12 protein-coding genes are annotated in these 12,219 nt (G+C 69.6%); 4 read left to right on the top strand and 8 right to left on the bottom strand.

Annotated elements, in window-relative coordinates; all coding sequences use genetic code 11:
• Positions 1-86 precede the first annotated feature (86 nt).
• Positions 87-209 carry a hypothetical protein gene (locus B0675_RS42130; RefSeq protein WP_241540090.1) on the bottom strand — a complete coding sequence of 41 codons (123 nt, stop codon included), beginning with the start codon at positions 207-209 and terminating at the stop codon, positions 87-89.
• 563 nt (positions 210-772) lie between these two features.
• Between B0675_RS42130 and B0675_RS26270 the strand changes: the two genes are divergently transcribed.
• Positions 773-1,120: a hypothetical protein gene (locus tag B0675_RS26270; protein ID WP_081222107.1), complete on the top strand. Its 348-nt coding sequence runs from the start codon at positions 773-775 to the stop codon at positions 1,118-1,120.
• Positions 1,121-1,133: 13 nt separating this feature from the next.
• Here B0675_RS26270 and B0675_RS26265 read toward each other — a convergent pair whose 3' ends face one another.
• Entirely contained in the window at positions 1,134-1,613 is a 480-nt protein-coding gene (locus B0675_RS26265) for an ATP-binding protein (protein ID WP_081222106.1), read from the bottom strand.
• 180 nt (positions 1,614-1,793) lie between these two features.
• On the opposite strand from B0675_RS26265, the gene B0675_RS26260 reads away from it, so the two are divergent.
• Positions 1,794-2,153, top strand: a complete 360-nt coding sequence (locus B0675_RS26260) for an STAS domain-containing protein (RefSeq protein WP_081222105.1) — start codon at positions 1,794-1,796, stop codon at positions 2,151-2,153.
• A gap of 360 nt (positions 2,154-2,513) precedes the next feature.
• Here B0675_RS26260 and B0675_RS26255 read toward each other — a convergent pair whose 3' ends face one another.
• Both B0675_RS26255 and B0675_RS26250 read right to left on the bottom strand, forming a co-directional pair.
• Positions 2,514-3,047, bottom strand: a complete 534-nt coding sequence (locus B0675_RS26255) for a hypothetical protein (RefSeq protein ID WP_081223886.1) — start codon at positions 3,045-3,047, stop codon at positions 2,514-2,516.
• Between the two features lie 273 nt (positions 3,048-3,320).
• Positions 3,321-3,848 carry a hypothetical protein gene (locus B0675_RS26250; RefSeq protein WP_143661109.1) on the bottom strand — a complete coding sequence of 176 codons (528 nt, stop codon included), beginning with the start codon at positions 3,846-3,848 and terminating at the stop codon, positions 3,321-3,323.
• A gap of 473 nt (positions 3,849-4,321) precedes the next feature.
• Between B0675_RS26250 and B0675_RS26245 the strand changes: the two genes are divergently transcribed.
• Positions 4,322-4,780 carry a hypothetical protein gene (locus B0675_RS26245; protein ID WP_081222103.1) on the top strand — a complete coding sequence of 153 codons (459 nt, stop codon included), beginning with the start codon at positions 4,322-4,324 and terminating at the stop codon, positions 4,778-4,780.
• 394 nt (positions 4,781-5,174) lie between these two features.
• On the opposite strand, the gene B0675_RS26240 is transcribed toward B0675_RS26245, so the two are convergent.
• From B0675_RS26240 to B0675_RS26225, 4 genes are all read right to left on the bottom strand, one after another.
• Positions 5,175-5,774, bottom strand: a complete 600-nt coding sequence (locus B0675_RS26240) for a hypothetical protein (RefSeq protein WP_081222102.1) — start codon at positions 5,772-5,774, stop codon at positions 5,175-5,177.
• A gap of 911 nt (positions 5,775-6,685) precedes the next feature.
• Positions 6,686-6,994: a hypothetical protein gene (locus B0675_RS41055; protein ID WP_143661108.1), complete on the bottom strand. Its 309-nt coding sequence runs from the start codon at positions 6,992-6,994 to the stop codon at positions 6,686-6,688.
• A 135-nt stretch (positions 6,995-7,129) separates the two neighbouring features.
• Positions 7,130-7,855, bottom strand: coding sequence for a ScbR family autoregulator-binding transcription factor (locus B0675_RS26230; RefSeq protein ID WP_081222100.1), 726 nt, complete (start codon positions 7,853-7,855; stop codon positions 7,130-7,132).
• A gap of 1,575 nt (positions 7,856-9,430) precedes the next feature.
• Positions 9,431-10,414 carry a ScbA/BarX family gamma-butyrolactone biosynthesis protein gene (locus B0675_RS26225; RefSeq protein WP_081222099.1) on the bottom strand — a complete coding sequence of 328 codons (984 nt, stop codon included), beginning with the start codon at positions 10,412-10,414 and terminating at the stop codon, positions 9,431-9,433.
• A gap of 512 nt (positions 10,415-10,926) precedes the next feature.
• Here B0675_RS26225 and B0675_RS42460 point away from each other — a divergent pair.
• Positions 10,927-11,850 (top strand): TetR/AcrR family transcriptional regulator, encoded by a 924-nt coding sequence (locus tag B0675_RS42460; RefSeq protein WP_277625255.1) that lies wholly within the window; start codon positions 10,927-10,929, stop codon positions 11,848-11,850.
• The last annotated feature ends 369 nt before the right edge of the window (positions 11,851-12,219 follow it).

Genomic DNA, 12,219 nt, shown 5'->3' with positions numbered 1-12,219 from the left:
CTCCCTGCCGCTAGGTCAGCCGTCAGCCGGGGCGGGAGTGGAGGGCGAGCTGGCGGTGCAACTCGGTGTGCAGGAGCGTACAGAGCTCACCTGTGCGTGCCCAGGTGATGAGCAGTTCCGCGACGTGGCGGAGCTTGGTGTTGGTGGTTCTGGGAGATGCTCCGCAGCACGTCCCAGCCCGCGTCGGGGGTCAGTTTCCCCGCGGCCAGCAGGACTCCGATGGCCTGGTCGACGACCGCATGCGCGTGGACGGCGTGCTGCAGCTGCGCATTTTCTTCCCGGAGCTGCTCGACGCGCTACGCCTGCGCGTCTCCCGCGGCCGCGGGAGGGGCGGGCCTTGATCCGTTGGCGTGGACGGACGCTGCTTCCTCCGCTGCACCCTTGGCTGCCCCTGCCAAAACAGCTCCCTTTTCTCATCTGCTTCCCAGGATGGGCGGTATGCCACGGAGCAGCAACGAAGGAGAGATCAAGAGCACGACAGGCGGGGACAGGGGTGTGCTGGAGAGGCCAGCGACGTTCCCGCGGTCAGAGAACAAGATTCTTTTACAGTGATTCTTTTACAGGTCCGTGATGTTGCTTGCCGGGGTGTTGGGGCACCCAAGGGGGAGGCCGGCCAGGTGGCCAACCCCGGGGACTGACCGGCTCAGGTTCCCCCAGTTCGGCCACATGTGCCGGGGGAACGGCCCCGCTACCGATATGGGCGGGCCTGCCGTGCGGGGGTGCGGGTATTCGTACGGGCAGACGATTCCCGGTTCGTGGAGGCCTGACCGTCATGGTGTCGCATTCGGTGGAGAACGGTGTCCTGGTCCTTGCTCCCCAGGACGGTCTGAGGGCTGAGGCTGCGGACATGCTGGCGGCGCTGATCGCCGACCCGGTTGAGGTTCACGCGCCGATGCCCGCAGTGATCGTTGTCGGAGCGGGTACGAATCCGGCGGCGGTCGACGCCGTCGTGCGGGCTCACCGGATGTGCAGGCCGACGGGCGTTCTGCTGTCGGTGGCCGCCGCCTGTGCGTCAACCCGTCGTCTCCTGCGTGCGCGGGCGGCAGAGGGGGGCAGGAATCTGGTGGTGCACGCCCGCACTGACATAGCGATCACCACTGCCTGCGCCACTGGGGCCTGACAGTCAGCCAGCCTCAGGCGGCGCTCCCCGCAGGGGGGCTGTCAGAACCGCTGTCCAGGGCGAGGTGGGCGGTGACGCGTTTGCCGACCGGCTCGCGCTGGACGTCGACTTTGTGGGCGATGGCCATCACGATTTCCAGGCCGTGCTGTCCCATCCGGCCGGGGTCCGCGGTTTTGGCGACGGGGAAGTCGGGGGCGCTATCCCACACGGAGATCTCCAGCATCGCGGCCAGGATGCGCAGGCGCAGCAGGATGGGGCCGGGCGCGTATTTGCGGGCGTTGGTGACGAGTTCACTGACCACAAGCTGCGTGAGCTCGACGGTGCGCTGGGAGATGTCCAGCAGACGATCGGCACGTACTCGGTCAAGGAACGCGGCCGCCAGGTGCCGCGCGTCGGCGATGCTCTGTCCCTCGTCGGGCAGGGCCACCGTCGTCTCTACCGGCTCCAAGTCGTCCTGTTGTGCTTCGGCACCTTCCTGCGCGGCGTTGCCCATAGCCCGGTCCCTTTGCGTCGTTCCCCCGTCAGTACCCGTCCCGTGCAGTTGTGGGCGGGGTACCACAACCCCCGTACGGTACGCGACAACAGCCTCGCTGATTCAACGCACAACCGCTATCGGGGCATATTCCGTAGAGTGCAGTGTTCGAACGCCGACACAGCAATGAGGGACACGTGAGTGACGAGCAGGCCCAGCGCGCCGAAACGGCTGACCACCGCCAGCCGCCTAATAGGCCAGGTCACCGTCCTCGCGCTGACCGGCGCGATCGACCACGACAGCGTCGGCCATTTCGCGCAAGGCCTCGCCGCCATTCAAGGACCGGCACCGAAGCGGATCGTGGTGGACTTCACCCAGGTGACGTTCATGGACTCAACCGGCATCAACGTCCTGGTCTCCACCTACCGGGCGTTGCAGGGATCCGACGGCTGGATCCGGGTCGCCGGCGCCGCCGAAGGGGTGCTTCGCGTCATCCAGATCGTCGGTGTCGACACCGTCATCCCCTGCTACTCCGCCCTCGAACAGGCTTTGGAAGCCTGACCGGTGAGGGCACAAAACGTGCCCGCCCAAGCACGTGTGTGGGGGAGGACCCGAAGCGGATTCCCAGGAACTTCGGGCCCCCTGACCCGCTCAACGAACCACTACCGCCAACGACACGCAGTGCCCCCTCCAGCTCTGGCGCACGAGTGAATCACCGCGCGGACGGCGCCTTTACGGCGAGTCGCCGACCCGTCGACACAGAGCGGCGCGACGATGAGTCGTCACGTCGCATCTCGCCTCCACATTGGTGAGGTCGGCTCTCTGCCGCTGTGGTCAGCTTCGGCAGAACCGGGTGGCCGTTCCGCTGGCGCCAACGGCCACCCGGCACCCCACCCACCTGCTTTACCCGCAGCATCGGGTTCACCGGGGCAGGAACGATTCGACCGTCACCATGCCGTCTTCGTTCATGCGGGCGTGCTCGGCGAGCTGCGCCAGGACCTGCTCCGGGCTGGCGCCGGCACGGGCGGCCATGGCCCGCAGGCGCCGGCTGACATCGGCGGCCAGCCACAACTCCGCCCGCAGCTCATCCTGCCCATCCCGCTGCTGGGCCAGCCATCCCTCATGACGGCTCAGAGCCTCCCGCAGGCGCTGCTCACGCTCCCCGGCCCACCGGGTCCCCCGCTGATCCTGAGCCGGCTCATACGTCGCGTGCCCTTCCGACTCCAGCAGCGCGGCGACCCGCCGCCACTCCACCAGCCGCGCCTCCCATACCCGTCCCAGCTCCGCCGGATCACCCCCCAGCTCACCCCAACTGCCCGCAGGCGTGGCGGCCTGCTGGCGGGTTTCCCGCACTCGCACCACGGCCTCCGCCACCTTCTCGCCCACCTGCCTCGCGGTCAGACCCCGGCCCTGACGCCGCACGGTGTCGCGTGCCTGGTCCTCGCTGCTCCACATCCCGATCCCCTCCATCCTCAGCACATCAGCCAGCTCCGGTCGCCATCCGTCCAGCTCGACCTGCGGCTCCGGTTGCGCAAAGCACAGTCTGTGACCAGATTGGCGCGCTCCTTGTCACCAGCAGCACGCGAGGCACGGCGAGTGTCGCCGGTGGTCCACCGAACGCTTGGGGCTGCACAGCAAGCTTTCACAGCCCACCCCGCCCGTGTGCCTGAGCGTCAACGTGACGGTCGCCAGCCATGCTTGTGCTGAGCTACCCGGGGGCCCGTGGGATCAAGCGGTTACATCCGCGTCGGGAGCGTACGGTTCGGTCTCCACCCAGGCAGGTGGTCCTCCAAGTTGCCAGTCAAGCGGCGCTTGGGAGCCGTCCAACGAGACGCGGGCCGCGTTCACGAAGCGCAACTGGCCTGCGGCAAGAGCCTCCTGCGCCTTGCGCAGTTCTTCTCGTGTCTTCGGGGAACGGGCCACCAATTCCGCGAAACGGCCGACAGCGCTGGTCAACTCCGCAGCCGCTGCCGCCACCTCACGGGTGGCAACGAGGCTGAGCGCGACCAGCGCCGCGTTCCACGGTGCCCAGTCGAGCCGGTGAGGCCGGTCCGCGAGAAACGCCGTATGGAGTTCGATCTCGACTGCGACGAACTCCCGCAGGAACGTCGCGTAGGTGGCCGTCCGGTTGTCCCTTACCCACTGCTCGTTCTGGCCTCGGCGCCCGACGACGCCACCTGCGAAGACACCCACGACCGTGGCGGCAACACCGCCCGCAGTCGAGATCACTATCTCCCACGGAACCGTCAAGACCATCCTCCCGTAACCTCTATGCGGCAGCCGATCACCGGCCGCGAGGGAGATAACCAGCCGGCCCCGCCCGAGGACGGACGGCACTGCCCCCAATGCTGCTCATCGACTGGGCCCGCACCGGCAACCTCGCCGGGGACGGGTGGGAGTGGACCGCCTGCTGAAGCTGGACGTTCTCTTCCCGCAGCTCCGGCGGCAGGTGTTGTTCGGGCGCCGGCCGCGGCGGTCCCGTCCAGAGCGCGGTCGGGACCGGGCTACGGCCGAGAACCCTAACCCGAGCAGCGGAGGTTGGCCGCTCTGCAGGGACCCATCGCCCTCGGCGTCGATCGCGTGCGTCAGCAGCGTCATGGTGCCGAAGACCTCACACCGCAGTCCTACGGACGTTCGCAACCCGCGCAGGAGCGTGTGGCCTGCGCGGCGCACTGATCCGAAGCGGTGATCGGGCGTGACCATCGGCGAGGATTAGATGTTGTCCGCGCATGAAGATCTCGACGATGACGGCGAAGGAAGACGCGGCGGCCCGGGCGCGGGGCGCCGCCCCTTTGGGAGTTGGGCTGGCCCTGGTATCCCTCCTGGCTTCCGGGGCCGTGCCAGCGGCGGCCCACAGTCAACCGGCTTCTGCGATGGCCGGGCGTGTGACCCTGACGAATGCCGACAACGGCAGGACCGTGTCGGTGCAGACCGGTGACGACATCGAGGTCAGGCTCACCGGCTACCGGGAGAACGGGCTCACCTACTCCTGGGGGATGCCGGTGAGCGACTCAGCCGTGATCCAGCGGACGGCAGGCGCAGCGTCCCCCCGAGGCGACGTCACTGCGCGCTTCCACGTTGACGAGACCGGTACGGCCAGTATCAGCGCGCCGAACCAGTGCCGCCCCAGCGGAGGCGTTATCTGCCCAGTGGTAGGGCCGTGGACGGTGCGGGTGGAGGCGAACTGACCGCCTTGAGCGCATCCGCGATCTCGGGATGCGGTGACGAACCCGAAAGTCGCTCCCTTCCGGGAGCACATCGCGAGGGCCTGCGAGAGGACCCTGCAGGTCCTGCATGCTAAGCCGTCCGCTCGGATGAGGCATCGTCGGGGGAGTCCTGAGCAGTGGTCAGCCGCCGGGAATGCGCTAGGTGGTGGCCGTGTTGTAGAGGGCGAGGACGTGGAGGCGACAGTGTTGCCGGGTCTCACCTATAGCCCATGAAGAAGATCGTTCGGCTGAAGCCTCATGGAGCCTTTCGCCGCGTAGGCGACCGCCTTTCACGGCCACAGCACGTCAGCGGCCCCCGACCGGACGCCGGTCGGGGGCCGCTTGACGCGTCATGTCTCGCGCTGCCTGGCCGGCCTCAGTAGGTGGAGAGTGGCGGGATGCTGATCGACAGGCCTCTGTCGCGGAGATTCGCTTGCCACTGGGCCTCGATCTGTGGGCGCAGTTGCCGTACCTCGCTCCAGCCTTCGATGGAGTCCGGCAGCGCGCTGCCGCGGGACCAGGCGCCCATCAGCATCCGTGTTTCGCTTCTCGACAAGAACGCGATTTCTGGCAGGGAGTATCCCGGCACAGCGCCGGCTACGGCGATGTCGATGAGATGGCTGATCTCCGCGACGCGGTGGCGTAGTTCGTCGTCCAGCAGGAACGACTGCTCGAATCCCAAGACAGCATATATTTTGGTGGCGCTCTGCACGGTGTCGTCGTGCGCTTGATCGACCAGCATGATCGGGTGTTCCAGGTAGGCGCGCAGAATGTTCTCCACCGCGCGGCGCTCGCGGTCTTCCCGGGTCTTCCTGCCTTCGTCCTCAATAGCGTGCCGTCGTGCCGTTTCGGCATCCTCCAGGGCTTCCTGTCGGGCCCGCTGAGCTTGGTGCCGGGCGCCGATTCTGCCGATGGTGTCGCCGCTGAGGCCTACTAACCCGCCAGCGATAACACTGACAACCGTTCCCCACTCCATGCGTGCCCCCACGTTGTCGCACTGTCCCACGGCTGTGTCAGTCGTCGTTTCGTCGTCCGACTGGCCCGGCCCTTCAGCTCAGCGCGCGCGATACGGCGGATCCGACCGTCTCAACCAGCAACGCTGCGCGTCAGGAGCGTACTGGGATGGGGACTTGGCCAGCCAACAGCTGTACATGGCTCTTCACCTCATCTGCCGGCGGCCCCAGCGTCGGATCGTTGGAGGCGGGCGAGTTTCACCCGTCGTGGTGGGCGGGGGCCGTCGGGCCAGTCCCGCCGGGCGGTCACGGGCGCGCACCTCCAGCTGCCGTTCTGGCGTACCCACAGGGCGGGCGGGTCGGTGAGCGGCCAGGCCCGTCGGCGCCTGGCCGTCGCGCTCCTGCCAGGGCCGTGCTTCGACCGGATCGTCGAGAGCCGTCACGGTCGCAGCCCTGCGTCGGAGTAGCTGCGGCGGCGCATGCGGGTGGCGTTGTACCAGTACCAAGACTGGACTCGCGGACGGTGCGGTGGATGCCGCGCCAATGGCGACTGCTGTCATGCGAGTGGGCCCAGGCATTTTTCGGACCGGAACGATCACGCGTGTTCCCCCTTGTGTCGGCTCGTTCTGCAGGCCGCGGTCGGTGAACTCCTCGGCTGCGGCTGGGCGATACGAACGATGACGGTGGGAAAGCGTGGGGTGCCAGCATTTCGAGCACTCTCGAAATGTGTCTCAACGCTGGTTTTGCCCCGTGGGGGCGTATTGGTGAGTCGACGTCGAGTATGCGCAGGCCGAGTGCAGTGTGGGCGCCGACGGCCGGGATCGCGTTTCTTTTCTCGTCGATCTGTTGATGGGCGAGGACCTGACGCTGGCTGTCGGCTTCGGGTCGACGCCCTCCCGCCAGGGTCGTGCCTCCACTGGTTCCTCGAGGTCCGTCATGGTGGGATCCCCGTGCCGGGGTGGATGCGTTGGCGCATGCGTGTGGCGTCGCGCCAGGAGCAGTCGGAGGGCGACTGGTCGGGGTACGGCCACAGCAACAGGTTGGAGGCCAGCCGCTCGGCGCCTTCGTAGCTGGTGCGTGCGATGCCCGTGTACGAGTGGTCGATCACGACCAGGTTGACGCGGATCACCTCGCGCGGCGAGTACCGGCGGGCCCGGGCCGTCCTGTCCGGCGCTGGGATGGCCTGGGGTGCGGGGCTGGTTGCGGAGTTGCGGGTGTTCGGGGCCGCTTGACTGTCCGCCACCGGTGCCGGCTTCAGCTTCGGATGGGGGCGTCGGTCGGGTTGGGGTCGGGCGGGGTGGGGCTGTTTTGTGTGTCTGGGCGGTGGTGTCGCCGGCGGGCCTTGGGGGTGGTCGGGGTGGTGTGCTGCGGGGGCGGGTTAGTTGGCGGTTTGGGGTTCGCTGATGTTGTTGCTGTTTCTGTTGATGCTTTCGCCGTCGGTGCCGGGTTCGTTGGTGTTGTTGAGGTTGTTTTGGATTTCGGTGTAGGTGTCTTTGCCGCGTTGGGGGGTGAGGTTGAGGGTGGTGAGGATGGGTGGGTGGATGATGTTGGGGAGGGTGTGGGTGAGGAGGGTGGTGGTGCGGTGGTCGAGGTCGGTGTAGTTGGTGATGGCTTGGGACATGGCTTGGATGCCGGCGTAGGCGCCGACGAGGAGGTCGGCGGTGTCGGTGGGGTTGATGTGGGGGAGGAGTTCTCCTTGTTGTTTGGCTTGGGTGAGGAGGGTGGTCATGCCGTGGCTCCATTCTTGGAAGCTGGTGCCGCGGTCGAGTTCGGTTGCTTGTTGGTCCATGGCGAGGCGGACGCCGGCGCGGACCATGGGGTCTTTTTGGAGTCGGTAGGTCTGGAGGAGGACGGTGTCGACGACTTCCTGGGTTTTGCAGGTGCGGGGTGGGACGGTGCCCATGTGGCGGCCTTGGGCGGCCATGACGCCGTAGGCGAGGTCTTCTTTGGATTGGAAGTGGAAGTAGAGGGCGCCTTTGGTGACGCCGGCGGTGGTGAGGATGTCGGTGATGGTGGCGGCTTGGTAGCCGCGTTCTTCGAAGACGGAGGCTGCGGCGACGAGGATGGTGTGTCGGGTGCGGATGGCGCGGTCTTGTTTGGCCATGGGGTGTCGCCTCCGGGGTTGTGGTGCCTGGGGAGGCGCCCTTAAAAGAAACCGTCAGGTTTGTATCTTAGCGGTTTCGGTGGGGGGTGTCGTGGGGTCGCGGGGGTGTGATCGGGGTGGTGAGGGGGTGGGGGGTGGGGCCGGTTGGTGTGTGTGCTGTGTGTTTTGGTGGGTGTGGGTGGCTATGTAGGGGTTTATTCATAAAGTTCGATGGCGGGGGGCGTCTGTGCTCTAGGTGTGGCCGGTGGGGGTCGTGTGGCGGTGGGTTGGTGTGACGGGGTTACTCCGTTTTGAACACCGTTGCCGGAAAGGAAAGTTCAGTCCTGTCTCAGGGCTTTGGCGCTTGCAAGGTCTGGGCGGGGTGGACCCACTCCGCCCACTCGCCGTCTGCCGTCTGCCTCTGTCGTCTGCACGGCAGCCCACGGTGTGCGTGGCGGCGCAAGGCGGTAATACGGGTGGTGGGTTGCGGGGTGGGCGGCGGTTTCGTGTCCGTCCCGGTCTGCTGGGCCCGGCGCCCTCTTGTGCGGCTCTGGTGCGTGCGCGTCCGTCCGGTCGCCCTTCGCGGCGGGGGGGTGTGGCTTTCCCCGTGTGCTGGGCGTCTTCTTCTTATCCGCGCTCGTTCCTGGAGTTGCGGTCTCCGGCCCGGTCCTGGCCCGGTCCCTCGGGTCTGACGCCCGCGCGTTGGCTTCGCACCTGGGGGCCCCGTTTCATATCCGGCTTGGCCGCCGTCCTGGTCTTGTGTGGCGCCCGGTGGCTTGCTCCCGGGTTTTGCCCCTGCCTGCGGCTTCGCGTCTCCGGGCCTGCCTTTGCCGTCGTCTTCGGGCGGGGCCTGGTCGCCGGCCTCGTTTGGTGTCCCGGCCTCGCTTGGTGTCCCGGGCCGCCGTCTGCCGGTCCGGTGCCCGCACTCGGCCCCGGCCTTCGCCCCCGTGCCCGGCCCCGGCCCAGTGCCCGGCCCCGGCCCAGTGCCCGGCCCCGGCCCAGTGCCCGGCCCCGGCTGCCGTGCCCGGGCCCCCGCCCGCGGGCTCTGCTCCCGGCTCCCTCGGTCTTGCTTCGGCGTTGAACTGCCGTTCCTGTCCCGGCTCGTGTCCGGACAGGCGCCCGCCTTTGGCCTCGCGCCCGTGCTGGTCCCCGGCCCCGGCCCTGTGTTCGTGGCGGCTGCGGTTCTGTGGTCTTGCGCGGGGTGTGGTTTCTGGGGGGCGGGCTCGTGGTCTTCGGGGTGGGGCGGGCCGGCGGTGTTGTGCCGGGTGTTCGGGGTGGCTTGGTCTGCTGGGTCGCCCCGCCCTGCCTGCCCCCGTGCCGCTTCGCCTCGCCCGGTTCCGCTTCGCCTCGCCCCGTTCTGCCACGTTTCGGTTCGCCTCGCCCCGTGCCGCTTCGCCCGGTTTGGCTTCGCCCGGTTTCGTTCTTCCTCGTTCCGCTCCGCTGTGCCTTGTTCCGGGCTACGGGCTGTGGAGGCCGGGCTCCGGGCTGGGTGCGGGCGCGGGTGCCGGAGTGCCCGGAGTGGCGGGGTGTGGGGTGCTGGGGCGTGAGCGGGTGCCAGGTGCCGGGTGCCGGGTGTTGGGGCTTGGGGGTTGGGGGTTAGGGGAGGGGGGTGGTGGTGAGGGTGGTGTGGAACATTTCTTTGCCGTTCTGGGTGGCGGTGATGTCGACGTGGTGGTGGTGGGGGGTGGTGGTGGGCAGGGGGCGGGCGTGGATGTGGCAGGGGGTGTCGAGTTCGACGTAGTGGTCGTAGGTGCTGTGGATTTCGGTGGGGATGAGGGGGGTGGTGGTGCCGGTGGTGGCGATGGCTGCCTGGCGGGCGGCTTCGGCGAGGAGCATGCCGGGGGCGTGGTCGACGGGGTGGTCGAAGAGGACGGGGTGGCGGGTGTCGACGCGTAGTTGCCAGGTGTTGGGGGTGGTGGTGGGGGACAGGACGACGTCGGTGGGGGAGAGGCGTCCCACGTTCTGCGGGGGCAGGGGGGCGGTGAGGGGGGTGTGGAGGTGGCCGTGGTTGCCGCGCAGGCGGCGGTAGGCCTGGGGGGTGATGCAGGTGTAGGTGAAGCTGCCGGTGGCGGCGATGTGGCCGGCGCGGCGGATGACGGCTTCGTAGCGGGCGGCGCTGTGGGTGGTGCCGCGGGTGCGTACGTCGTGGAAGGTGACGTCGATGTCGAGGTCCGCGGGGGTCGCGCCGACGTGCAGGTGGGCGGGGTCGACCTGCAGGTGGAAGGTGCGCATGACGAACTGGTGGCCGATGGGGACGCCGAACTCGGCGTGGGGGAGGAGGAATCCGACCTGCCTGATCGTTTCTGCGGCGAGCAGGGGGTCGTGGTGGGTTCCCCCGATGGGGGTGTAGAAGCTGTGGCTGCGGGGCCACTGGGCGGTGACCTGGAAGCGGTTGTCGCTGAGGCGGGTGCGGCCGGTGAGCAGGACCTCGGCGAGGGCGGCCCGGTGGACGAACTCCTTGGGCACCGTGCAGGTCAGCCGTTGCGGGGCGGGTGCGGCCGCCCGGGTGTCGGCCGGCGGCCGGCCGGTGGTTATGCGGTGCGAGGTGCCTGTTGCGGGGTGGAACGTGTTCGTGGACATGTCTGATCCCCCTGGGTGGCAACGAGATGATGCGCCGGACCGGACCGGGCGCCTCAGATGCCTCAACATACAGACCAACCGGTTTAGTTTCTAGCGTTGAAGGTGCACTGCCGGCTGGCGTGAAATGGAGCGTGTCCTTCCGGCCGGTGGGGCCGGAACGGGTGCTGGGCGCGGGCTCCACGCTAGCGCGGGCGGGGCGGCGGGCGCGTGTTCCTTTCCGGTCTCATGGGCTGCTGCCTGCTGGCCGGCGTGTTCGCGGCGGCCAGCAGGCACCACCCCATGAGCGGCCGGGGCGGGCGGTGCGTGATGACGGGCGGCGCCGTCCGGGCGGCGGGCGGGCCGGCCTTGGGCGGGGGTGTTTGCCCGGTTGGTGCCCCGGCTGGTCGGGGCGGGGGGTGGAGGGGGTCTGTAGGGGGTTGCCGGGCGGCCTCGAGCGGTTCTCGAGGACGAGGCCCGATGATCTTTGGGCCGCGTGTGTGCGCGGCCCCTCCCAGTACATCGACGGAGCCGTGATGACCCGACAGGAACGCGCCGTGCGCACCCGCGAGGCACTCATCGAGGCGGCCGCGGACCTCTTCGACCGGGACGGCCAGGAGGTCACGTCACTGGCGGCCGTCACCGCGAAGGCCCAGGTCAGCGCCGGCGCCCTCTACTTCCACTTCGCCACCAAGGCCGACCTCGCGGACGCCGTCACCCGCACCGCCCTGTCACGGCTGCGGCAGATCACCGGCGCACCCGCACCCGCACCCGCACCCGCCCCCGCCGACCCGAACGGACACACGAACGGCAGCGGCAGCGGCGCAGGTAGCGGGAGCGGAGACGGGAACGGGGGCAGTGGCGGGTGGGGTGGGGATGGGCTCACGCGGGCGGCGCGTGGCGGGCGGGGTGAACGCGCCGCCGGCGCACCCCCGGCCCGCGGCCCGGCCGCCGCCGCGGGTGGGGTCCGGGGGGATCGGGTGGGGGACGTGCAGCAGCTCATCGACACCACCCACGCCCTCGTCCGCGGCCTCGCCGACGATGTGGTGCTGCGCGCGGGATTCGCCCTGGACCGTGCGGGCGCCCAGCGCCCGGCACCTGAACGCCCCGTGGGGGAAGGGCCTTCCGGGCGCGTGGCCGGCGCCGGCGGTACGGCGGGCGAAGGCCCGGGCCGGTGGCCGGAAGTGGGCGGGAGCCTGCGGGGGGTGTGGAGCGGCTGGGTGCACGAGACGCTGGCCGCGGCCGGGACACGGGGCGCCCTGATGCCGGGGGTGTCGCCGGCAGACGCGGCGGCCGTCGTGGTCGCGGCGACGGTCGGCTTCGAGGTGCTGGGCGCGCAGGATCCGCTGTGGCTGGCACCGCACCGGCTGACCCGCTTGTGGACACTGCTCCTGCCCGCCCTCGTCCCGCCCCCGGCCCGCGAAGCCCTGCACCCGGGCGGCTCGCCGGCAGCGCACTGACCCCCACCCCGGGCGCACGCTCGGGGGATCGGCGGTGACACCGATGACACCGGTGACACCGGTGTCACCGGTGGCGCGCGCCCGCCCCGCCCCCGCCCCTGCCCACCCCGGGACGGGCGGGAATGCGGGCACGCGCCGGCAACTCCCGCCCCCGAGGGCCCGGTTGCGCGGTCACCACGCTGCCCCCGCGCGGGCGGTGGTGACCGTGGGCCGTTCCGGACGAGCAGTGGCGGCGGTGGGCTGCCCCCGTCCCCCTGGGCCCCGTCCCCCTGGGCCCCGTCCCCCGGGCCGGGCCGCCGGTGTGGCAGCGGCCCGGACTCTGCCCCCGGGCGGAGCCGGACCGTCATGGCGCGCGCCGACCGTTGCTGT

Origin of the sequence: Streptomyces sp. M41(2017), assembly GCF_002078175.1 — a bacterium.
Classification (GTDB): Bacteria; Actinomycetota; Actinomycetes; order Streptomycetales; family Streptomycetaceae; genus Streptomyces.
Note: the sequence above shows the minus strand (reverse complement) of the source record. Positions and strands in the feature narration are given on the sequence as shown.

What these genes read in the sequence shown, in the direction of transcription:
- B0675_RS26270 (WP_081222107.1), top strand. Translation starts at nt 773, where the DNA reads ATGGTGTCGCATTCGGTGGAGAACGGTGTCCTGGTCCTTGCTCCCCAG.
- B0675_RS26265 (WP_081222106.1), bottom strand. Translation starts at nt 1,613, where the DNA reads ATGGGCAACGCCGCGCAGGAAGGTGCCGAAGCACAACAGGACGACTTG.
- B0675_RS26255 (WP_081223886.1), bottom strand. Translation starts at nt 3,047, where the DNA reads ATGTGGAGCAGCGAGGACCAGGCACGCGACACCGTGCGGCGTCAGGGC.
- B0675_RS26250 (WP_143661109.1), bottom strand. Translation starts at nt 3,848, where the DNA reads ATGGTCTTGACGGTTCCGTGGGAGATAGTGATCTCGACTGCGGGCGGT.
- B0675_RS26245 (WP_081222103.1), top strand. Translation starts at nt 4,322, where the DNA reads ATGAAGATCTCGACGATGACGGCGAAGGAAGACGCGGCGGCCCGGGCG.
- B0675_RS26240 (WP_081222102.1), bottom strand. Translation starts at nt 5,774, where the DNA reads ATGGAGTGGGGAACGGTTGTCAGTGTTATCGCTGGCGGGTTAGTAGGC.
- B0675_RS26230 (WP_081222100.1), bottom strand. Translation starts at nt 7,855, where the DNA reads ATGGCCAAACAAGACCGCGCCATCCGCACCCGACACACCATCCTCGTC.
- B0675_RS26225 (WP_081222099.1), bottom strand. Translation starts at nt 10,414, where the DNA reads ATGTCCACGAACACGTTCCACCCCGCAACAGGCACCTCGCACCGCATA.
- B0675_RS42460 (WP_277625255.1), top strand. Translation starts at nt 10,927, where the DNA reads ATGACCCGACAGGAACGCGCCGTGCGCACCCGCGAGGCACTCATCGAG.